13 protein-coding genes are annotated in these 22,344 nt (G+C 58.8%); 8 read left to right on the top strand and 5 right to left on the bottom strand.

What is annotated here, in order from left to right:
* Positions 1-46: 46 nt before the first annotated feature.
* From irp1 to fyuA, 5 genes are all read left to right on the top strand, one after another.
* Positions 47-9,523 carry a yersiniabactin polyketide synthase HMWP1 gene (gene irp1, locus ACE3MN_RS13130; protein WP_375364381.1) on the top strand — a complete coding sequence of 3,159 codons (9,477 nt, stop codon included), beginning with the start codon at positions 47-49 and terminating at the stop codon, positions 9,521-9,523.
* A complete protein-coding gene (locus ACE3MN_RS13125; protein ID WP_004136996.1) occupies positions 9,520-10,617 on the top strand; it encodes a thiazolinyl imide reductase in 1,098 nt (365 codons plus the stop codon). The genes irp1 and ACE3MN_RS13125 overlap by 4 nt, the downstream gene beginning before the upstream one ends.
* Positions 10,614-11,417: a thioesterase II family protein gene (locus ACE3MN_RS13120; protein WP_049085281.1), complete on the top strand. Its 804-nt coding sequence runs from the start codon at positions 10,614-10,616 to the stop codon at positions 11,415-11,417. The genes ACE3MN_RS13125 and ACE3MN_RS13120 overlap by 4 nt, the downstream gene beginning before the upstream one ends.
* Before the next feature lie 3 nt (positions 11,418-11,420).
* On the top strand, positions 11,421-12,998 hold the full coding sequence (gene ybtE / locus ACE3MN_RS13115; RefSeq protein WP_154915862.1) for a yersiniabactin biosynthesis salycil-AMP ligase YbtE: 1,578 nt from the start codon (positions 11,421-11,423) through the stop codon (positions 12,996-12,998).
* A 129-nt stretch (positions 12,999-13,127) separates the two neighbouring features.
* Positions 13,128-15,149 carry a siderophore yersiniabactin receptor FyuA gene (gene fyuA / locus ACE3MN_RS13110; protein WP_154915863.1) on the top strand — a complete coding sequence of 674 codons (2,022 nt, stop codon included), beginning with the start codon at positions 13,128-13,130 and terminating at the stop codon, positions 15,147-15,149.
* A 165-nt stretch (positions 15,150-15,314) separates the two neighbouring features.
* Here the strand turns inward: fyuA and lysM are convergent, their stop codons facing one another.
* Positions 15,315-15,764, bottom strand: coding sequence for a peptidoglycan-binding protein LysM (gene lysM / locus ACE3MN_RS13105; RefSeq protein WP_004136991.1), 450 nt, complete (start codon positions 15,762-15,764; stop codon positions 15,315-15,317).
* A gap of 479 nt (positions 15,765-16,243) precedes the next feature.
* Here lysM and ACE3MN_RS13100 point away from each other — a divergent pair, with 479 nt between their 5' ends.
* Entirely contained in the window at positions 16,244-16,777 is a 534-nt protein-coding gene (locus ACE3MN_RS13100) for a cysteine hydrolase family protein (RefSeq protein ID WP_004136989.1), read from the top strand.
* Between the two features lie 28 nt (positions 16,778-16,805).
* Here the strand turns inward: ACE3MN_RS13100 and ACE3MN_RS13095 are convergent, their stop codons facing one another.
* The 3 genes from ACE3MN_RS13095 to ACE3MN_RS13085 all read right to left on the bottom strand — a co-directional run bounded on the left by ACE3MN_RS13095 (position 16,806) and on the right by ACE3MN_RS13085 (position 18,944).
* A complete protein-coding gene (locus ACE3MN_RS13095; protein ID WP_049089790.1) occupies positions 16,806-17,366 on the bottom strand; it encodes a nucleotidyltransferase family protein in 561 nt (186 codons plus the stop codon).
* Between the two features lie 88 nt (positions 17,367-17,454).
* Complete coding sequence (locus ACE3MN_RS13090) at positions 17,455-18,099, bottom strand: TenA family protein (protein ID WP_154946157.1); 645 nt, start codon at positions 18,097-18,099, stop codon at positions 17,455-17,457.
* Positions 18,099-18,944 carry a BtpA/SgcQ family protein gene (locus tag ACE3MN_RS13085; RefSeq protein ID WP_024358151.1) on the bottom strand — a complete coding sequence of 282 codons (846 nt, stop codon included), beginning with the start codon at positions 18,942-18,944 and terminating at the stop codon, positions 18,099-18,101. The genes ACE3MN_RS13090 and ACE3MN_RS13085 overlap by 1 nt, the downstream gene beginning before the upstream one ends.
* A gap of 26 nt (positions 18,945-18,970) precedes the next feature.
* Between ACE3MN_RS13085 and ACE3MN_RS13080 the strand changes: the two genes are divergently transcribed.
* Positions 18,971-19,843, top strand: a complete 873-nt coding sequence (locus ACE3MN_RS13080; RefSeq protein WP_049130314.1) for a PfkB family carbohydrate kinase — start codon at positions 18,971-18,973, stop codon at positions 19,841-19,843.
* A 1-nt stretch (position 19,844) separates the two neighbouring features.
* Here ACE3MN_RS13080 and ACE3MN_RS13075 read toward each other — a convergent pair whose 3' ends face one another.
* Positions 19,845-20,798, bottom strand: a complete 954-nt coding sequence (locus tag ACE3MN_RS13075) for a substrate-binding domain-containing protein (RefSeq protein WP_102649793.1) — start codon at positions 20,796-20,798, stop codon at positions 19,845-19,847.
* 344 nt (positions 20,799-21,142) lie between these two features.
* On the opposite strand from ACE3MN_RS13075, the gene ACE3MN_RS13070 reads away from it, so the two are divergent.
* Positions 21,143-22,165, top strand: a complete 1,023-nt coding sequence (locus tag ACE3MN_RS13070) for a LacI family DNA-binding transcriptional regulator (protein ID WP_024358148.1) — start codon at positions 21,143-21,145, stop codon at positions 22,163-22,165.
* Positions 22,166-22,344 lie beyond the last annotated feature (179 nt).

Genomic DNA, 22,344 nt, shown 5'->3' with positions numbered 1-22,344 from the left:
CATGGCGCGCCACTGACTTTGTCAATTTTAGGAAACGGGACCGATTATGGATAACTTGCGCTTCTCTTCTGCGCCAACAGCAGATTCCATTGATGCATCGATCGCTCAACGCTACCCGGACTGCGAACCTGTCGCAGTCATCGGCTACGCCTGCCATTTTCCTGAAGCGCCGGATGGCGAAACCTACTGGCGAAATCTGCTGGAAGGCCGCGAATGCAGCCGACGCTTTACGCGCGAAGCGCTTCTGGCCGCCGGGCTGGATACCGCCATTATTGACGATCCTTGTTACGTCAATATTGGAACGGTTTTAGACAACGCTGACTGCTTCGATGCCACCCTGTTTGGCTATTCGCGGCAGGAAGCGGAGTCGATAGATCCCCAGCAGCGCCTGTTTTTACAGGCGGTCTGGCATGCGCTGGAGCATGCAGGTTACGCCCCGGGCGCCGTCCCCCATAAGACCGGGGTTTTCGCCTCTTCGCGGATGAGCACCTATCCCGGCCGCGAAGCCCTGAACGTGACAGAGGTCGCTCAGGTCAAGGGCCTGCAGTCTCTGATGGGCAATGATAAGGACTATATAGCCACCCGCGCGGCCTACAAACTCAATCTGCACGGCCCGGCGTTATCGGTACAGACCGCCTGCTCCAGTTCGCTGGTTGCGGTCCATCTGGCCTGCGAAAGCCTGCGCGCAGGCGAATCCGATATGGCGGTAGCCGGCGGCGTGGCGCTCTCCTTCCCCCAGCAGGCGGGTTACCGCTACCAGCCCGGGATGATTTTCTCTCCCGATGGCCACTGTCGCCCTTTTGACGCCTCGGCAGAGGGCACCTGGGCCGGCAACGGTCTCGGCTGCGTGGTGCTGCGTCGCCTGAAGGACGCGCTGCTGTCAGGCGATCCGATTATCGCGGTGATCCTCTCCAGCGCGGTCAACAACGACGGAAACAGAAAAGTGGGTTATACCGCGCCGTCGGTGGCAGGACAGCAAGCGGTCATCGAAGAAGCGTTAATGCTGGCGGCCATCGACGACAGGCAGATCGGCTACATTGAAACCCACGGAACCGGCACGCCGCTGGGAGACGCGATTGAAATAGAAGCCCTGCGCAACGTCTACGCTCCCCGCCCGCCGCAACAGCGCTGCGCGCTGGGTTCCGTGAAGAGCAACGTTGGTCACCTGGATACCGCGGCGGGCATTGCCGGACTGCTGAAAACCGTTCTGGCGGTCAGTCGCGGAAAAATTCCGCCAATGCTGAATTTTCACACGCCAAACCCGGCGCTTAAGCTCGAGGAAAGCCCCTTTACCGTGCCGGTGACGGCGCAGGAGTGGCAGGACGAAGTGCGCTACGCGGGCGTCTCCTCCTTCGGTATTGGCGGCACCAACTGCCATATGATCGTCGCTTCGCTGCCCGACGAACTCAACATAAGCTACCCCGCCGCGGATGACGGCAGCAAGAGTTCCGCGCTGTTGCTCAGCGCTGCCAGCGACACCGCGTTGCGGCAGCTGGCAGCGGACTATGCCGCGGCGCTGAGGGAGAACGCGGATGCCAACAATCTGGCCTTCACGGCATTACGCGCGCGCCGTCTCGATCTTCCCTTCCGCCTGGCGGCGCCATTAAATCATGACACCGCCGCCGCGCTCAGCGCCTGGGCTGGCGCGAAATCGGATTCGCCGGTCTATAGCGGCCACGGCGCCAGCGGCAAACAGGTGTGGCTGTTTACCGGGCAGGGTTCGCACTGGCGCACTATGGGTCAGTCTCTGTACCTGCACTCAACGGCGTTTGCCGATACGCTGGAGCGCTGTTTTAGCGCCTGTCGCGACATGCTCACGCCTTCGCTACGGGAAGCGATGTTTAATCCCGATTCAGCGCAGCTTGACAATATGGCCTGGGCCCAGCCGGCGATTGTCGCGTTCGAAATCGCGATGGCGGCCCACTGGCGCGCTGAAGGACTGAAGGCCGACTTCGCCATGGGTCACTCCGTCGGCGAATTTGCCGCTGCCGTTGTCTGCGGACACTATACCATTGAGCAGGTCATGCCGCTGGTATGTCGGCGCGGCGCGCTGATGCAGCTGTGCGCAAGCGGCGCGATGGTGGCGGTATTTGCGCAAGAAGAGGCGTTGATGCCGTTGGCCCGTCAGTTCGAGCTGGATCTCGCCGCCAACAACGGCACCCAGCATACGGTCTTTTCCGGGCCGGAAGCCCGTATCGCGGAGTTTTGCGCCGCGCTTTCGCAACATGAGATCGACTATCGTCGCCTGCGCGTAACCGGCGCGGCGCACTCCGCTTTACTTGAACCAATACTCGATCGCTTCCAGGAGGCCTGCGCGGGTCTGCTCGCCGAGCCGGGGCAAATACCGCTGATTTCCACGCTTACCGCCGAAGTCATTGACGAGGCGACGCTCAACCAGGCGGATTACTGGCGCCGCCATATGCGCCAGCCGGTACGTTTTATTCAGAGTATTCAGGCGGCGCGCAAGCTCGGCGCCCGCGTTTTTGTTGAAATGGGGCCCGACGCCCAGCTGATTGCCTCCGGACAGCGCGAATACCGCGATGACGCTTACTGGATAGCCAGCGCCCGGCGTAACCAGGAGGCGAGCGCGGTCCTGAATCAGGCGCTTCTCCAGCTTTACGCGGCCGGCGTCACCATACCGTGGGCCGCTCTTCTCGCAGGCGATGGGCAACGTATCTCCGCGCCATGCTATCCGTTTGCGACCGAGCGTTACTGGAAAGAACCCGCCACCTCCGCCTGCGAGCCAGCCGATGCTGTGTTTGCCGCTGGACTCGAGGTAGCCAGCAGCGCCGCGACAGCGCTCGAACTCCCCCGTCTGGAGGCGCTTAAACAGTGCGCCACGCGACTGCACGCCATCTATGTCGATCGGCTGGTACAACGCTGTACGGGCGATGCGATAGATAACGGCGTGGACGCCATCACCATTATGCGCCATGGACGACTGATGCCCCGCTACCAGCAGCTGCTTCAGCGCCTGCTAAATAACTGCGTGGTCGACGGCGATTACCGCTGCGCTGAGGGACGCTACTACCGCGCCCGCCCCATTGAACATCAGCAGCGGGAAATCCTGCTGACGGAACTCGCCGATTATTGTGAAGGTTATCAGGCTATCCCCGATACCATCGCCCGTGCCGGCGATCGGTTATACGACATGATGAGCGGCGCGGAAGAGCCGGTGGCGATTATCTTCCCACAAGGCGCTTCCGACGGTGTAGAGGTGCTGTATCAGGAATTCAGCTTTGGCCGCTATTTCAACCAGATTGCCGCCGGGGTACTACGGGGTATCGTCCAGGCGCGTCAGCCCCATCAGCCGCTGCGCATTCTTGAAGTCGGCGGCGGAACCGGCGGCACCACCGCATGGCTGCTTCCGGAACTCAAAAACGTACCGGCGCTGGAGTACCACTTCACCGATATCTCCGCGCTGTTCACCCGCCGCGCGCAGCAGAAATTCGCCGACTATGACTTTGTCCATTACGACGAGCTGGATCTCGAACAAGAGGCGCAGTCTCAGGGCTTTGCGGCGCAGTCTTTCGATCTTATCGTCGCGGCTAACGTGATCCATGCCACGCGCCATATCGGTCGAACCCTTGATAATCTGCGTCCCTTGCTCAAGCCAGGCGGGCGCCTGCTGATGCGAGAAATCACCCAGCCAATGCGTCTGTTTGATTTCGTTTTCGGCCCGCTGGTCCTCCCGCTACAGGATATCGACGCCCGAGAAGGCGAGCTCTTCCTCACCCCCCATCAGTGGCAGCAGCAGTGCCGCCGCGCCGGATTCAGCAAAGTGGCGTGGCTACCGCAGGACGGCAGCCCGACCGCCGCTATGAGCGAACATATCATTCTCGCCACCCTGCCCGGCCAGGGGGCGTCCGCGTCATCAGAACCCGCGCTGGAACAGCCGTTGCCGGATAACCCTGATTATCTCGCCGACTGGTCCGATTGCGCAGGTCAGCCGGAACGGTTTACCGCCCGCTGGCAGGAGGCCTGGCGGCGGCTCTCCGCGCGGCACGGCGACGATTCCCCCATGAAACCGCCCCTCGTTACCGCCCCGCAATGGCTGAGGGAGGTGCGCTTAAGCTGGCGAAACGCAGCCTTTTCCCGCGGCGAGATGCGCGTGGAAGCCCGTCATCCAGACGGCAAGTGGCTGCCGCTGGCGCCCGACGCGCCTGTTCCTGCGCCGCAGACGTATTATCATTGGCGCTGGAGGTCCCTCAGTATTGACTGCAATAGCCGCCCGCTGGCATTCCGCTTCAGCGCCGGTACCCTTGCGCGCGAAGAGGCGCTGGCGCAATACGGCATTCTTCACGATCCGCAAGCTCCTTCTGTCCTGATGATTGTCGATGAGAGCGAGGAGACGCTGGCGTTAGCGACGCAGATGAAGGAGGCGCTCACCGCCAGCCCAGGCGGCTTGATTGTCGTCACCCGCCGCGCGTGGCGAATCAAGGAAAATGAGGCGCTATCAGCGGCCCATCACGCGTTGTGGGCTATGCTTCGCGTCGCGGCCAATGAACAGCCGGAACGGTTGATTGCCGCCATCGATCTGGCCGAAAACACGCCATGGGAAACGCTGCGTCAGGGATTGAGCGTTGTTTCATTGTCACAACGCTGGCTTGCCGCCCGGAATAACGGCTTCTGGCTCCCTTCGCTGGCGCCCAATGCGGGATACGCCGCCGAATTACCGGCGAAGGTGTTTGCCGGCGATAACCGCTGGCATCTGGTGACCGGGGCGTTTGGCGGACTGGGCCGCCTTGCCGTGAACTGGCTCAGAGAAAAAGGGGCGCGCCGCATCGCGCTACTGGCGCCGCGCGTGGATGCGTCATGGCCAGGCGACACAGCGGACGTGGAGATTCGCGTCTGCCGTTGTGATGTGGGTGATGCCGGAGAGCTGGCCCGTGTTCTTGATGAGCTGGCGACCAGCGGCGGCATTGCCGGCGCGATTCATACCGCTGGCGTATTGGCTGATGGGCCCTTGCAGGAACTCGATGACCACCAGCTGGCCGCCGTTTTCGCGGTCAAAGCGCAGGCGGCAAGCCAGCTGTTACAGACGCTGGGCAACCACCACGCCCGTTATCTGATTCTCTACTCGTCCGCTGCCGCCGCCCTCGGCGCGCCTGGCCAGAGCGCCCATGCGCTGGCCAGCGGTTATCTTGACGGACTCGCCCAGCAGTTCTCCTCCCTTGATACGCCGAAAGTGCTCTCCATCGCCTGGGGCGCATGGGGAGAAAGCGGCCGGGCGGCTACGACGGAGATGCTGACGACCCTTGCCGATCGCGGCATGGGCGCGTTAAGCGATGCCGAGGGGCGCTGGCACCTTGAACAAGCGGTGATGCGCGGCGCCGCCTGGCGACTGGCCATGCGCGTTTTCACCGACAAAATGCCCCCGCTGCAGCAGGCTCTGTTTAACGCCGCAGTAACAGAACACGCCGCGACTCCGGCCGCGCCTCCCGCTGATAAGCATGCTTTTCACGGTAGCATCAGCGATAAAGCGGCGGTGATGACATGGCTGAAAAACCGCATTGCGGTTCAGCTAAGACTGAACGATCCTGCTTCGCTGAACGCAGATCAGGATCTGTTACAGCTGGGAATGGACTCGCTGCTCTTTCTTGAACTCAGCAGCGATATTCAACATGACCTGGGTGTACGCATCAACGCGGAACGGGCGTGGCAGGATCTCTCGCCGCACGGGCTCACGCAGCTTATCTGCTCTCAGGCAGAGACGGCGCCTGCCGTATCGCCGCCGGAAGCGTTGCAGCACGATGCCGCTGAGCGTTACGCGCCCTTCCCGTTGACGCCGATTCAGCATGCCTACTGGTTGGGCAGAACCCATCTTATTGGCTATGGCGGCGTTGCCTGTCACGTGCTGTTTGAATGGGATAAACGCCACGATGAGTTCGATCTCGCCGTACTGGAGAAAGCATGGAACCAGCTCATTGCCCGCCACGATATGCTGCGGATGGTGGTGGATGCCGATGGACAACAGCGCGTTCTGGCGACAACCCCGACGTATCGTATCCCGCGCGACGATCTGCGCGCGCTTTCCCCGCAAGAGCAGCGCCAGGCGCTGGAAAAACGGCGCCATGAACTGAGCTATCGCGTTTTACCTGCCGACCAGTGGCCGCTCTTTGAGCTGGTGGTCAGCGAAATCGATGATTGCCGCTACCGCCTGCACATGAACCTCGATCTTCTGCAGTTCGATGTGCAGAGCTTCAAAGTCATGATGGACGATTTAGCCCAGGTCTGGCGCGGAGAAACGCTGCCACCGCTCGATATCACCTTCCGCGATTACGTGATGGCTGAACAGGCGCGCCGACAAACAACAGCATGGCACGATGCCTGGGATTACTGGCAGGAAAAACTACCGCAACTGCCTTCAGCGCCGGAACTGCCGGTGGCGGAGACTCCGCCGGAAACCCCGCACTTCACCACGTTTACTTCGACGCTTGATAAGCAAGAGTGGCAGGCGGTGAAACAACGCTGGCAGCAGCAGGGCCTCACCCCCTCCGCCGCGCTGCTCACGCTGTTTGCCGCCACCCTTGAGCGTTGGAGTCGTACCACGGCATTTACGCTGAACCTGACGTTCTTTAATCGCCAACCGATCCACCCGCAAATCAACCAGTTGATCGGGGATTTTACCTCCGTCACGCTGGTTGATTTTAACTTCTCAACGCCGCTAACGCTGCAGGAGCAGATGCAACGGACCCAGCAGCGTCTCTGGCAAAACATGGCGCACAGCGAAGTGAACGGCGTTGAGGCGATCCGCGAGCTGGGGCGCCAGCGCGGATCCCAGCGTCAACCGCTGATGCCGGTGGTGTTTACCAGCATGCTGGGGATGACGCTGGAAGGAATGGCTATCGACCGGGCAATGAGTCATCTGTTCGGTGAACCCTGCTATGTCTTTACGCAAACGCCGCAGGTCTGGCTGGATCATCAGGTGATGGAGAGCGATGGCGCGTTGACGTTTAGCTGGTATTGCATGGACAACGTGCTGGAACCGGGCGCGGCTGAAGCGATGTTTAATGACTACTGCGCCATCCTGCAGGCCGCCATTGCCAACCCTGAAGGCCTGAAGACCATTGACAGCGGCATTGCCGAACACATTCCCCGCCGCCGCTGGCCGCTGAACGCGCAGACGGACTACGATCTGCGGGATATTGAGCAAGCGGCGCAGGAATACCCCGGCATCCAACAGGCCAGAGCGGAACTTAGCGAAAATGGCGCGTTAACCCTGGATATTGTTGTGACCGAGGATCCACCGCCCTCAGCGCCGTTACATGATGAGCACGATCTCGCCTCACTGGCGCTGCCGTTGCCTGAACAGACGCAACTTGACGAGCTGGAAGCGACCTGGCGCTGGCTGGAGGCGCGTGCGCTGCAGGGGATCGCCGCCACGCTACATCGCCACCGTCTGTTCACCACCCCGGAGGTTGCCCACCCATTTGGCGAAATAGTACAGGCGCTGGGCGCGCAAGCGTCACACCGGCGCCTGCTACGCCAGTGGCTGCAGTGTCTGGCGGAAAGAGAATGGTTAGTGCGCGAGGGGGATAGCTGGCGCTGCCGCATTCCGCTCAGCGACATTCCCGAGCCTCACGAAGCGTGCCCGCAGACCCACTGGAGCCAGGCGCTGGCGCAGTATCTGGACGCCTGCATCGCCCGGCACGACGACCTCTTCTCCGGGCAGTGTTCGCCGCTGGAACTGCTGTTCAACGAGTCGTTGCGCGTAACCGACGCGCTGTATCGCGAAAACCCCGCCAGCGCTTGTCTGAATCGCTATACCGCGCAGATTGCCGCTCTTTGCGGCGCAGAACGGATCCTCGAGGTGGGCGCCGGAACCGCGGCCACCGCGGAACCGGTGCTGAAGGCCACGCGAAACACGCGGCTGTCATACCACTTCACGGATGTCTCCGCGCAGTTCCTCAACGACGCCCAAACCCGTTTCCATGATGAATCGCGTGTGTCTTACGCCTTATTCGATATCAACCAGCCGCTGGATTTTACCGCCCACCCGGAGGCGGGTTACGACCTGATTATTGCCGTCAACGTGCTTCACGACGCCAGCCATGTCGTACAGTCGTTGCGCCGATTAAAGCGGTTGCTGAAAGCCGGGGGACGCTTGCTGATCGTTGAAGCGACGGAACGAAACAGCGTATTCCAGCTGGCGAGCGTCGGCTTTATCGAAGGGTTAAGCGGATACCGCGATTTCCGCCGCCGGGATGAAAAACCTATGCTCACCCGTTCGGCGTGGCAGGAAGTGCTTGTGCAGGCCGGTTTTGCCAACGAGCTGGCCTGGCCGGCGCAGGAATCATCGCCGCTGCGCCAGCATCTGTTGGTCGCACGTTCGCCTGGGGTGAATCGCCCGGCTAAAGCAGCCGTGAGCCGCTATCTGCAGCAGCGTTTTGGCGCCACCCTGCCCGCGTTGCAGATCCGGCAGCGAGAAACGTTATTTACTCCGCTATCGGCCCCGCCTGACGCGCAGATTGCGCCAGCTGAATCGACACCGATCGCCGGAGGCGATCCGGCGCTGGAAAAACAGGTCGCTGAACTCTGGCAAACGCTGCTGTCTCGCCCCGTGGCCAGACATCACGACTTTTTCGCGCTGGGCGGCGACAGCCTGATGGCGACAAGGATGGTCGCGCAGTTGAACCGCAGAGGGATTGCCAGCGCCAGCCTTCAGGATCTGTTCACCCATTCAACGCTCAGCGACTTCTGCGCCCATCTGCAGGCCTGTTCGTCGGGAGAGGAGAATCCTGTGCCCATTTGCCAGGGCGGTGGCGACGAAACGTTGTTTGTTTTCCATGCTTCAGACGGCGATATCAGCGCCTGGCTGCCGCTCGCCAGCGCGCTGAATATGCCCGTTTTCGGCCTGCAGGCAAAATCGCCGCAGCGTTTTGCCACGCTTGATCGAATGATCGATGAGTATGTTGCGAGTATCCGCCGCCAGCAGCCGCACGGCCCTTATGCGCTGGCGGGTTGGTCGTATGGCGCTTTTCTTGCGGCGGGCGCCGCGCAGCGCCTGGATGCTAAAGGCGAGCAGGTACGGCTCGCGTTAATCGATCCCGTGTGTCGACAGGATTTTCGTTGCGCAAACCGGACGGCATTGCTGCGGCTGTTAGCCGAAGGCGATACGCCGCTGGCGCTGCCGGAACATTTCGATCGGCTGACGCCCGACCGCCAGCTTGCCGATTTTATCGACCTTGCCAGAACGGCCGGAATGATGGCGCAAAACCTGACGCTACAGGCGGCGGAAGCGTGGATCGACAACATCGCGCATCTGCTGCGCTTACTGACCGAGCATACGCTGGACGAAACCGTTCCGCTCCCCTGTCTCATCGTGCATGCCGCGATGAGACCCGCGCGCTGGACGCCAGCGGAAACCGAGTGGCAAACCTGGATAGACCGCGCCGACAGCCATGCGATTAAAGCCAGCCATTGGCAAATCATGCTGGAGCCCCCCCACGTTCAGACCTGTGCGCAGCATATCAAGCGCTGGCTCGGCGCAACCTCAACGCAACCGGAGAACACGTTATGATGTCGTCCGCCGCCCCTAAGCTACGCGTACTGATTGTGGGCGCTAAATTTGGCGAAATGTACCTCAACGCCTTTATGCAGTCCCAGGAGGGGCTGGAACTGGTTGGTCTTCTGTCACAGGGAAGCGCGCGATCGAGAGAACTGGCCTATGCGTTTGGAATCCCGCTGTATACCTCGCCGGAACAGATCGCCGAGATGCCGGATATTGCCTGTATCGTCGTGCGCTCAACCGTCGCCGGCGGGAGCGGAACCCAGCTTGCCCGGCACTTTTTGACCCGCGGCGTGCACGTGATTCAGGAGCATCCCCTCCATCCGGATGACGTCCGTTCTTTACAAGCGCTGGCGCAGGAACGGGGCCGCTGCTATTGGGTCAACACGTTTTATCCGCACGCGCGTGCGGGTCGCGTCTGGCTCGGGGATGCGCAGCGCTTACGTCGCAGCCTGGGTCAGGCGCCGTCGGTTGTCCACGCCACCACCAGCCGACAGTTGCTCTACTCCACGCTGGATTTGTTGTTGCTGGCGCTAGAGGTTGATGCCGCCAGCGTGGCTTGTGAAGTGGTCGGTAGCTTTAGCGACTTTCATTGTCTGAGACTTTTCTGGCCGGCGGGAGAAGCCTGTCTGCTGCTTCAGCGCTATCTCGATCCTGACGATCCTGATATGCACAGCCTGATTATGCACCGTTTGCTGCTGGGCTGGCCGGAAGGTCATCTTTCGCTGGAGGCAAGCTACGGCCCCGTGGTCTGGTCATCCAGCCTGTTTGTCGCAGAACATCAGGCGAATGTTCGTAGTCTCTACCGCAGGCCGGAGATCCTGCGCGACCCGCCGGGTCAGACGCGCAGCGCGGCTCCCCTGAGCTGGCGTGATTGCTGTGAAACCGCCGGACCGGAGGGGGTCGGCAGGTTGCTACAACAGCTGCGCAGCTATCTGGCGGGCGGAAATCTGCCGGCGGCCTGCCACTCCGCTCATCAGCTCGCGTTATCACATTTATGGCAGCAGATTTTACGTAAGACCGGCCATGCGGAGATCCGACATCTGACGCCGCCGCGTCACGACCGGTTACCGGCTTTCTACCGCCACGATGAGGAGTCCCTGTGATGCAATCTGCGATGTGTATTCCGTTATGGCCCGCCCGCAACGCCAGTACGGCGCATCTGGTGATGTGCCCCTTCGCGGGCGGCAGCAGTAGCGCGTTTCGCCGCTGGCGAGACCACCCCATGGCGGAGATCGCGCTTTCCCTGGTGACCTGGCCGGGACGCGATCGCCTGCGCCATCTGGCGCCGCTCAGCAGCATTACGCAACTGGCGTCGCTGCTGGCGGACGAACTGGAAGAGAGCGTATTGCCTGACGCCCCGCTTTTACTTGCCGGGCACAGCATGGGCGCGCAGGTGGCGTTTGAAACCTGCCGGCTTCTGGAACAACGGGGTCTTCCCCCACAAGGGCTGATTATTTCCGGCTGCCATGCCCCTCATCTGCATTCCCGGCGCAGGCTCAGCGACCGCGAGGATGCCGACTTTATCGCTGAACTGATCGATATCGGCGGATGTTCGCCTGAACTACAGGAAAACAAGGAGCTACTGTCGCTATTTCTTCCTCTTCTGCGCGCTGATTTTTACGCTACTGAGCACTATCACTACGACTCGCTCGACGATTTCCCGCCGCTGCGCACGCCTGCGCTGCTGGTATGCGGCAGCCGCGATCGTGAAGCCTCCTGGCCGGAGATGGAGGCCTGGCGTCCGTGGCTGAACCACATCGCAGGCGAGGTGGTGATTGACGGCGACCATTTTTATCTGCTGCAACAATCCAGGGTCTTTTTTACGCAGATTATTCACCATTTTCCCCACGTATTTTCTGCGACGGCCGCTTTGCAAAATCGGTCCTGCACTTCAGAAAGGTGACGCATGCACTCTTCCTTTGATTCTCTGATAAAACAGTATCCCTTCCCCATTGCTGAACAGCTGCGCCACTGGGCGGCTCGCTATCCCTCGCGAATTGCTGTCGTTGATGCCAAAGACTCGCTGACCTACAGCGCGCTCGATCTTCAGGTCGATGAGCTTGCTGCGGGGTTATCATCGCTGGGTTTACATCCAGGAGAACATGTGCTTATCCAGCTCCCCAACGGCAACGCATTTGTGATCCTGCTGTTCGCGCTGTTAAGACTGGGCGTTATCCCTGTTCTGGCGATGCCCTCGCAGCGGGCGCTGGATATCGACGCGCTGATGGCGCTGGCGCAACCGGCCGCTTATGTGATTCACGGAGAAAGCCACGCGGACCTGGCCCGCCAGATGGCGCGCAAACACGCCTGCCTGCGGCAAGTTCTGGTCGCAAGTGAGACCGAAGGCGACGATTTTACGCCGCTCTTCTCGCTGCGCGGCGAACGGCAGACGTGGCCGCAGCCCGATGCTGGCGCCACCGCGCTGCTGCTGCTCTCAGGCGGCACCACCGGGACGCCAAAGCTTATCCCGCGACGGCACGCTGACTATAGCTATAACTTCAGCGCCTCTGCCGAACTGTGCGGCCTTAATCCACAGAGCGTGTATCTCGCCGTCCTCCCCGTGGCGCATAACTTTCCGCTGGCCTGTCCCGGTATTCTGGGAACCCTTGCCTGCGGCGGAAAGGTGGTATTAACCGACAGCGCCAGCTGCGATGAGGTGATGCCTTTAATCGCTGAACAAGGCGTGACACATGTCGCCCTGGTACCGGCGCTGGCGCAGCTCTGGGTGCAGGCCAGAGAGTGGGAAGACAGCGATCTCTCTTCGCTACGCGTCATTCAGGTGGGCGGCGCCCGGCTTGACCCAACGCTTGCTGAGCAGGTTATCTCGACGTTTGATTGTCCCCTGCAACAGGTATTCGGTATGGCGGAAGGCCTGCTCTGCTTTACCCGGTTGGACGATCCTCTGGCCACCGTTCTTCACAGCCAGGGGCGCCCTATGTCTCCCCTGGATGAAATTCGCGTCGTTGACGAAGAGGAAAACGACGTTGCGCCTGGCGAAACGGGACAGTTATTAACGCGCGGTCCTTATACTATTACGGGCTATTATCGCGCTCCCGAGCACAATGCGCGGGCCTTTACTGCTCAAGGATTTTACCGTACTGGCGACAATGTCAGGCTCGATGAGGCGGGAAATCTGCACGTTGAGGGGCGCATAAAAGAGCAGATCAACCGCGCCGGAGAGAAAATAGCCGCTGCGGAAGTGGAATCGGTACTGATGCGTCTGGAAGATGTAAAGGATTGCGCCGTGGTCGCCGCGCCGGATACGCTGCTTGGCGAGCGGATATGCGCGTTTATCATCGCGCAACGCACTCCCTCTGACTATCAACAGCTGCGTCAAAAGCTGGTCCAAATGGGGATCAGCGCGTGGAAGATTCCCGATCAAATTGAGTTTCTGACCCACTGGCCGCTCACCGCCGTCGGCAAGGTAGATAAAAAGCGCCTGACGGCGCTCGCCATTGAGCGTTATCGCCATTCAGCCCAATAAGCGCCCCGCTACCCGAAACAGGTGGAAATAAACCCGTTTCGGGTAGCAGCGCAATTAGAAATAGTTATCATTTTCAATTCACCATTATCGGTATTTTGGCGTCTCGCCGTTTTTCAGGGATTCATAACAATGAAAATGACACGGTTTTATCCTCTGGTTCTGGGGGGATTTTTACTCCCGGCCGCTGCTCATAGCCAAACCTCACAGCAAGACGAAAGCACGTTGGTGGTCACCGCCAGTAAACAGTCTTCCCGCTCGGCATCAGCCAATAATGTCTCTTCTACCGTTATCAGCGCGACGGAGTTAAGCGACGCGGGCGTTACCGCCAGTGACAAACTCCCCAGAGTGTTGCCAGGGCTGAATATTGAAAATAGCGGCAACATGCTTTTTTCAACGATCTCGCTACGCGGCATCTCTTCGGCCCAGGACTTTTATAACCCCGCCGTTACCCTGTATGTCGATGGCGTCCCGCAGCTTTCGACCAACACCATCCAGGCACTGACCGATGTGCAGAGCGTGGAGCTCCTGAGAGGACCGCAGGGAACCTTGTATGGCAAAAGCGCCCAGGGCGGGATCATTAACATCGTCACCCAGCAGCCGGACAGCACCCCGCGCGGCTATATTGAAGGTGGCGTCAGCAGTCGTGACAGTTATCGAAGCAAACTCAACCTGAGCGGCCCGATTCAGGATGGCCTGTTATACGGCAGCGTGACCCTTTTACGCCAGGTTGATGACGGCGAGATGATTAACCCCTCGACCGGTAGCGATGATTTAGGCGGTACCCGCGCCAGTATCGGGAATGTGAAACTGCGTCTGGCGCCGGACGACCAGCCCTGGGAAATGGGGTTTTCCGCCTCGCGCGAATGCACTCGCGCTACACAGGATGCCTACGTGGCATGGAATGATCTCAAAAGCCGTACGCTGTCTCTTAGCGAGGGTTCACCGGACCCGTACCTACGGCGCTGTACTGACAGCCAGACGCTAAGCGGTAAATACGCTACCGATGACTGGGTTTTCAATCTGATCGGCGCCTGGCAGCAGCAGAATTATTCCCGGACCTTCCCTTCCGGCTCGTTGATCGTCAATATGCCCCAGCGCTGGAACCAGGATGTGCAGGAGCTACGCGCCGCCACCCTCGGCGATACGCGTACCGTGGATATGGTATTTGGGTTGTACCGGCAGAACACCCGCGAAAAGCTAAACTCCGCCTACGATATGCCGACGATGCCCTATTTAAGCAGCACCGGCTATACCACCGCTGAAACCCTTGCCGCCTATAGCGATCTGACTTGGCATTTAACCGAGCGTTTTGACATCGGCGGCGGCGTGCGTTTCTCGCATGATAAAGCCAGCACACAGTATCACGGCAACATGCTGGGAAACCCATTTGGCGACCAGGGTAAAAGCAATGACGACCGGGTGCTCGGACAGCTCTCCGCAGGCTATCTGCTGACCGACGACTGGCGAGTATATACCCGCGTCGCCCAGGGATATAAACCTTCCGGATACAATATCGTGCCTACCGCAGGTCTTGATGCCAAACCGTTCAACGCGGAAAAATCCATCAACTATGAAATTGGCACCCGTTACGAAACCGCTGACGTCATGCTGCAAGCCGCCACCTTTTATACCCACACCAAAGATATGCAGCTCTACTCTGGCCCGGTCGGAATGCAGACCTTAAGCAATGCGGGGAGAGCCGACGCCACCGGCGTTGAGCTGGAAGCGAAATGGCGGTTTGCCCCTGGCTGGTCATGGGATATCAATGGCAACATGATCCGTTCCGAATTCACCAACGACAGCGAGCTGTACCACGGCAACCGGGTGCCGTTCGTACCGCGTTACGGCGCGGGAAGCAGCGTGAATGGCGTGATTGATACGCGCTATGGCGCACTGATGCCCCGGCTGGCGGTTAATCTGGTGGGGCCGCATTATTTCGATGGCGACAACCAGCTGCGGCAAGGCGCCTACGCCACCCTGGACAGCAGCATTGGCTGGCAGGCGACGGAACGGATGAATATTTCCGTCTATGTCGATAACCTGTTCGACCGTCGTTACCGTACCTATGGATATATGAACGGCAGCAGCGCCGTCGCGCAGGTTAATATGGGCCGCACTGTCGGTATCAATACGCGAATTGATTTCTTCTGATCCAACGATACAGGGATGCAATAATCGCATCCCTGCCATCACCGAATTTAACTCGTTGACGTCAGGAGAACGCCCGGGACAACCCCAGCCAGCAACAAAACCTATATTGTCACTGGCCGGCCTTGAAGATAATTCCATCGGCCTGCAGCCGAAGGAATTCAGCGCTTACTTCGCCGGAATAATCAGCACCTGGCCCGGATAGATTTTATCGGGATGCGTCAGCATCGGTTTGTTGGCTTCAAAAATACGTTGATACTCATTGGCGGAGCCATACATCGCTTTAGAGATGGCGCTCAGGGTGTCGCCGGATTTGACCGTGTAATAACGACTTTCTGCCCCGCTTTGCGTCACCTTCACGCTGTCATTAACCTGACCAACGCCGGTGACGTTACCTACCGCCACCAGAATTTTTTCCTTATCTTCTTGCGAACCGACATCGCCGGTAACCGTCGCGGTGCCGTCGTCCGCAACATCGATATTGACCTTTTCGGCGCCGGGAAGATTAAGACCATCAATATGTTTTTTCAGCTTGTCGGCCTTATCTTCCTTGCTGCCGCCGGAGACGGCGTCCCATATTTTCTCGCCCGCTTCTTTGACAAAATTTAATAATCCCATCGTTCCATACCTCCATGACTGTTTCATGATCGCATTTTCATCAACAGCCGCTAAGTCAATTCCAGGATATACGTTTTGATACCCCGCCAACGCGGCGGCCGCCTGAAGCAGCACAACCTGCCATCAAAGTATAATCAATAAGCGTCAAAGTGCAGGATATTTGCCCGGCAATGGCAGGAAAGTCTGTATTCTGGCCGGGCGACATGACATGAAATCAGCAGTTGACCTTCATCGTATAAGGCGTGTAGTTTTAAGCGGTTCCGTCCGTTTCTGGTTATTGATCTTCAATGAATAATAAGGTCAGAAAATGATTCATCTAGCCTATTCAACAACGACACGCACCACCACCACCACCGCAACCTGCGGCGGCGTGTGCGTATCTGTGGCTGGAACCTGACAGAACAGAACCTCACTCCCCGTTAAAGCGGACGGGGACAAACAGCTCTCCGTTCATCACATACTGAATGGAGACACGCCCCATGATTTCATCTGAACATGCGCTAGTGATTATTGATATGCAGGAGGGGCTTTTCCGCGGTCCGGCGTCTCCTCATTCCGCTGATGCCGTTCTGACAAATATTCTTCTGCTCATCGCTAAAGCCAGGCAGTCACAGGTACCGATCTTTTTTATTCGCCACGTCGGACCCGACGGCTCCCCCTTCTCTGCGAGCAGCCCGTTAACCAGGCTGATAGCCGAGCTGGATGTGGACGTTGAACGGGATATCGTCTTAACCAAAACGTATCCCAGCGGCTTTCGCGACACCGAATTACAGCGCCAGCTTACGCAGAGAGGCGTAAAGCAGCTGGTGATTGCCGGGATGAAAACAGAGTTTTGCGTCGATACCACCTGCCGGGCAGCGCCGGAGCTGGGATTCACGGCCGTGCTGATTTCCGATGCGCATACCACAATCGATAATCCTCATTTATCCGCCAAGGACATCATTGGCCATCACAACCGAACGCTGGCGGGCCCGTTTGTCGCGCTTTCAACCGCAGCCGACTGGCGCTTTTGACGAAAACCAGGCGAACAGCGGCTTTGCGTTATGTCGGGACGAGAAGCCGCAGGCCGGGATAACGCTGTAGCCACCGTTTTTCCGCGACGCGCTGGCTGAAAATAGCCAGCTTATGCTGCGCAAATACCGGCGTTGGCCGCAGACGGAGCTCAAAGAGATCGTCCAGCCCGTAGGGCGCGATAACCTCAACATGATCTGTTGCTCCCAATCTTACCGCGATAGCCGTCGCGGTTTCAGGCCAGTACAGCAGCGCATTCTCCGTTGAACGATAAGGTTGATGTCCGTTGCGTTGATGCATTCTGGCCTGATTTTTCACCGACCAGTTAAAAACGGAGTTTTGCTGGCTAAGCCTCTCTTCCAGCGCGCTATCACAGGCGGAAGTCGCGCTTTTCGCGTCGAACCAGACAACATCCACATCACCCGAAACTGGCCTTTGCCCGTAGCCGTGCAGATGATCCCAGACCGCATCTCTGACAAAGCCGGCGCCAATCCAGCCATCGTTGAGTTCCAGCGCCTGCACGGCGTACAGCGCGTTCATTCTCATCGGGTCGTTTAACAACACGCTTTGCAAGAGGTTCTGATATTTCATGGTTTCCCTGTAAACGGCGATCGATCCGCTCAGTGTATCAGCGTTCAGGAGGCGCCGCTTCAGGCGCCCCCTGTTATTCACCTCGCGGCTACGCTTCGTACGCGGCGTGATGGAAATCAATTTCCCACTGCAGCACATCGCCGTAAAGCGCCGACAGCGCCTGCTTTTCGCTTTCACTCAGCGTCATGGCGCAGCGATCGAGTTCGTTCTTCAGCCAGAGCGCCTGCTGATAAAATTCGTCCTCGGCGTGCATCTCCACCCAGCGCCGGACGTCCGCGTCGCTCTGGCGATGCTCGCTTACCCCCCGGCACCAGACGTAGTACATCCATTCCGCACCGAACATCATCGTCACGATCTGCTCGTAGCTGCCCTCCCGGGCGGTTCGCAGCATGCCGTCGCGAAAGCGCCGCACGCCGGGCAGATCGTCCGGGTACGCAGCGGGATCGACCCGCCGCTCTGACAACACCTGTTCAAACCACGCGATCTGGGTGTCAACCAGAGCATTCAGCACGCCAATCAGCCAGCGCTGCTGATGAATACCCGGCGCTTTGCTGACCCCGAGGGCAAAAATCGCGATTGCCGTCGCGACAAAGTTGCCCTCAAATACCAGATAGCGGTTAAAGACGGCTGTCGGCAGACGATCCTCTTCGATATCAGTCACAAAACGGTGCCGCTGCATCGCCAGCCACGCCGGTTGATGCTCGCGCAGCAGGCGTTCGCTAAACGCTTCCATTATGCCTCCTCCAGCGCGGCCTGCGCGACTGACATAAAATGCTTCACCCGAGCCAGCTCAACATCGTTCCACCACACGCCATCGACCTTCATAGTACTGGCCACGATAACCCCCTGAGTCCGTCCGAGGATCTGGCGCACGTTGGCCGGCGTCACCCCCGAGCCCACCAGCAGCGGTAGCTCCGTCGCCGCGCGGATCTCGTCAATTTCCGCCATCGTGGCGCTATCGCCCGTACGCTGGCCGGTGGCGATCACCGCGTCAGCCTCGAAGAAATCGACGTCGCGCGTCAGCTCCTGAATCGAACGATCGGCAACGATGGCATGGCTACCGTGCTTGACGTGGCTATCGGCAAAAACGCGAATATGCTCAGCGCGCAGCATACTGCGGTAGCGCAGCGCCTTAGCGGCCGCCCCTTCAATAAATCCTTCGTTGGCGATATAGGCGTTGGCCCACTGGTTTACGCGGACGAAATCGGCTCCGCCCGCCAGGGCGATAGCCATCGCCGGGATCGCCGCGTTCGCCAGGACGTTAATGCCCAGCGGCACAGCAAAACGCTCGCGCACTTTCTCGGTAATCACCGCCATTAGCGCGGAAGTTTCGTGACCGATATCCTCAGGTTTGGAAAAAGGAATATCCCCGTGGTTTTCAATAATCAGTCCGTGAACGCCGCCTGAAATATAATTTTCAGCATCGCGAAGCGCGCGCTCAATAATATCAGAGACTGATTTCCCTCGATATTTAGGTGCACCAGGAAAAGGATCGCAATGAATAACCCCAATAACCGCTTTGCTGCGTGAAAAAATAGCTTGTATTGCATTCGTTTTTTCTGCTGAGATAGCAACCATCTTATCCATCCTGTTAAGGGAACACTATGCGTGTTTACGTTACCGGTAATATTACCGTAGATGAAACCTGGTCCATTCCGGATATACCGAAAAAAGGCGCTTCAATTCACGGCGTTAAAGTTTCGCAGGATATCGGCGGTAAAGGCGCGAACCAGGCGATTATATTAGCCCGCTGCGGAATAGAAACGCGCCTAATTGCCGCCACGGGAAATGACAGCAACGGCGTGTGGATCCGTCAGCAGATAAAAAATGAACCACTGACCTTACTACCCGACGGTCATTTCAATCAACATAGCGATACCTCGATTATTTTAAATAGCGCTGACGGCGACAATGCCATTATTACCACTACCGCCGCCGCGGATACATTCCGCCTGGATGACATTATTCCGCATATCGCGGATGCCGTCGCCGGCGATATTCTGCTACAGCAGGGCAATTTCTCCCTGGACAAAACGCGGGCGCTGTTCCAGTACGCCAAAAGCCGCAGTATGACGACGGTATTCAACCCCTCGCCCGTCAATCCTGACTTTTGCCATCTGTGGCCGCTCATCGACATCGCGGTGGTCAATGAATCTGAGGCCGAGCTGCTCCAGCCATACGGGGTGAAAAGCTTAGTCATTACCCAGGGCGCCGCCGGCGCCTGGCTGCTCCAGGAGGGCCAGCGCCGGTTTTGTCCCGCCGTGCCCGCCGAGGCGCTTGATACTACCGGGGCGGGCGACACGTTCCTCGCCGTGATGCTGGCCTCCGCCCTGCTGCGCGACGTCGCGCCGGATGCGCTAGCGCTGGCGCACGCCAGCCGGGCTGCCGCCATTACCGTTAGCCGCCGGGGGACGCTCAGCGCGTTTCCCGGCAGCCATGAGCTTGCCGCCCTGTTAACCACGGGCGGCGCGCGCTGACCTACTTAAACAGCGAACGGTAGGAATCGACGTTCGCTTTGGTCACCACCGTCGCCGGAACCAGAATGGTTTTCGGCACGGTTTTACCCGAAGTGATGCTGTTCAGCGCCTTCAGGGCTTCGGCGCCCATCTTTTCCGGGTCCTGCTGCAGTACGGCGGTCACGTAGCCGCCGTCAATACCGGAAATCGCCTTCGCCGTCAGATCCCAGCCAAAGACTTTAATGTCCTTCTGGCGCCCCTGGTTCTCCACGGCGGCGATCGCGCCGAGCAGCGCGGGTTCGCCGGTGGCATATATCGCCGTCAGGTCCGGGTTACCGGTGATCAGGTTTTCCGCCGCGGTCATTGCTTTGTCCTGCACGTTCTGCCCGTCGACAACGTTAGCGATGGTGATCTTCGGATTGCTTTTCAGCGTCTCTTCGAACCCTTTCTGCCGCTGGTTCTGAATAGCCGAGTTCAGCGCGCCGACGATCCCCAGCCGCGCCTGGCCACCCATCTCTTTTTGCACGTAGTCCACGAAGTATTGACCAATAATTCTGCCGCCTTCAATATTATCAACGCCGACCTGGGCCGCCTGTGGTCCAGCCGGTAATACGGCGTCAATCGCAATCACCGGAATGTTAGCGGCGGCGGCTTCTTTTACCGCGGGCATAATTCCGTTAACATCGATAGCGGCAACCAGAATGCCTTTAACGCCTTGCTGAATATAGTTTTCAATGGCGTCATTTTGCGCCACGGGATTATCGTTAGAGTTAAATATCACTAAATCTTTGTCGCTGGCTTTTGCCGCATCCTGCGCGCCTTTATTCATCAGATTAAAGAACAGCGCCTGCTGATTGATTTGGACCAGGGCATAAGTCGGAGCGGCCGCGCCGGCGGTCGAAATAAAACTCATTGTTGCCAGCATCGTCGTGGCGACAGCAAGTAAACGCAGTTTTCCGGTGTTAAATAACATCATCAGTATCCTCGTCGGGAATAGGTGATAGCCAGCAGAGTTCCGCGCCGCATGCGAACGCAGAAGGATTATTTTTTGGCGGGCAAATATCGTCTATGTGGCCAGAACCATCATCGATCGTTCGGCGAATACCTGTTTAACTTCATTCCGGCAACCGGTCCGTGTCGGCGCGCGACTGGAATGACTTAAACGGGTTTGGGAATGACTTCCCGGATGATGCGGTAAACTGCCTATACAATTCTCCGCAGATTAAAATTTGTCAAGCGTTTATTTGAGGCGATTGTGGGCGGAGAAATTGCTGTATCCAGCGCGCTTAACTATGTTACAGATAGCCGATTCTGGCAGAAATGGCGCAGGAAATGAGTATAAAACGCGTATTGTTATCCGATGTCGCAAAGCTGGCGGGACTGTCGAAAGCCACCCTGTCGCGCTATATGAACAACAGTATTGTGCTGCCGCAGGACACCATCGACCGTATCGAAACGGCGATTCGTGAACTGGACTATCGCGGTAATAGCCTGGCGCGCCGTCTTAGCAAAGGCGGCAGCGAGACGCTCGGCCTGGTGCTGCCCGATATCACCAACCCCTTCTTTGCCGAGCTGGCCGACGCCGCCGAAGAGGCCGCTTCCGCCAGCGGTTATAGCCTGGTGCTGTGCATCACCCGCAATAATCCGGAAAAGGAGTGCCAGTTCATCCGCTGGCTGGATACCTGCCAGGTCGATGGCCTGCTGTTCACCACTAACCGCCCTGATAACGGCCTGCTGCGCAAAGAGGTCCAGCGTCACGAACGCATTGTCCTGCTGGATGAAGATATACCCGGCAGTACGGTGCCAAAGGTGTTTGCCGATAACGTTCAGGGCGGGCGGATCGCCACCGAAAAGCTGATCGCCGCCGGACACCGCCATATCGCCTTCGTCGGCGGTCCCGACAAGCTGATGAGCGTCCGCGAGCGCTATCAGGGCTTCTGCACCGCGATGGAGCAGGCCGGTCTGAGCTGGCCGCCCGAATGGGTGATGTACGGCGACTACCAGCGCGAGTTCGGCCAGCAGGCGCTGCGTTACCTGTTTAGCCAGCCGCTTCGCCCGACCGCCGTCTTCGCCGCCAGCGACTACCTGGTGCTGGGTCTGCTTGACGGGCTGCGCGCCAGCGGGCTTCAGGCGCCGGAGGCGCTGTCGCTGGTCGGCTTCGATGACGCCAACTATGCCGATTTCACCCAGCCGCGTATCTCAACTATCCGCCAGCCCGCCCGCGAACTGGGCCGCACCGCGGTGAATATCATGATGCGCCTGCTGAACAACGACCAGGATATCCCGGCAGAAACCCGCCTGCCGGTAGAATGGATCGGTCGCGACTCAATCAAGATTTGTTAAGCGCGTCCCAAAATGGCGCAAAAGCGCCCAGTTTTGGCGCAAAAAACGATCGATTTACAATCTGTTCACTATAATCAGTAAACCGGTTTACCGGAATGTAATGAATAAACTCTATTGATTACATATGGTTAAGTTACAGGGCTGCTGTGTTGTTCCTGCCCTGGCACGGATGCTGCAAT

The organism is Klebsiella grimontii, from assembly GCF_042137965.1.
Lineage (GTDB): Bacteria > Pseudomonadota > Gammaproteobacteria > Enterobacterales > Enterobacteriaceae > Klebsiella > Klebsiella grimontii.
The sequence above is the reverse complement of the archived record's forward strand: the minus strand, read 5'-3'. Positions and strand labels throughout refer to the sequence as shown.

Bases quoted from the DNA above. Each gene is read 5' to 3' on its own strand.
- ACE3MN_RS13085 (WP_024358151.1), bottom strand. From the start codon at position 18,944: ATGGTTGCTATCTCAGCAGAAAAAACGAATGCAATACAAGCTATTTTT.
- ACE3MN_RS13090 (WP_154946157.1), bottom strand. From the start codon at position 18,099: ATGGAAGCGTTTAGCGAACGCCTGCTGCGCGAGCATCAACCGGCGTGG.
- fyuA (WP_154915863.1), top strand. From the start codon at position 13,128: ATGAAAATGACACGGTTTTATCCTCTGGTTCTGGGGGGATTTTTACTC.
- ACE3MN_RS13070 (WP_024358148.1), top strand. From the start codon at position 21,143: ATGGCGCAGGAAATGAGTATAAAACGCGTATTGTTATCCGATGTCGCA.
- lysM (WP_004136991.1), bottom strand. From the start codon at position 15,764: ATGGGATTATTAAATTTTGTCAAAGAAGCGGGCGAGAAAATATGGGAC.
- ACE3MN_RS13080 (WP_049130314.1), top strand. From the start codon at position 18,971: ATGCGTGTTTACGTTACCGGTAATATTACCGTAGATGAAACCTGGTCC.
- ACE3MN_RS13095 (WP_049089790.1), bottom strand. From the start codon at position 17,366: ATGAAATATCAGAACCTCTTGCAAAGCGTGTTGTTAAACGACCCGATG.
- ACE3MN_RS13075 (WP_102649793.1), bottom strand. From the start codon at position 20,798: ATGATGTTATTTAACACCGGAAAACTGCGTTTACTTGCTGTCGCCACG.
- ACE3MN_RS13100 (WP_004136989.1), top strand. From the start codon at position 16,244: ATGATTTCATCTGAACATGCGCTAGTGATTATTGATATGCAGGAGGGG.
- ybtE (WP_154915862.1), top strand. From the start codon at position 11,421: ATGCACTCTTCCTTTGATTCTCTGATAAAACAGTATCCCTTCCCCATT.
- irp1 (WP_375364381.1), top strand. From the start codon at position 47: ATGGATAACTTGCGCTTCTCTTCTGCGCCAACAGCAGATTCCATTGAT.
- ACE3MN_RS13125 (WP_004136996.1), top strand. From the start codon at position 9,520: ATGATGTCGTCCGCCGCCCCTAAGCTACGCGTACTGATTGTGGGCGCT.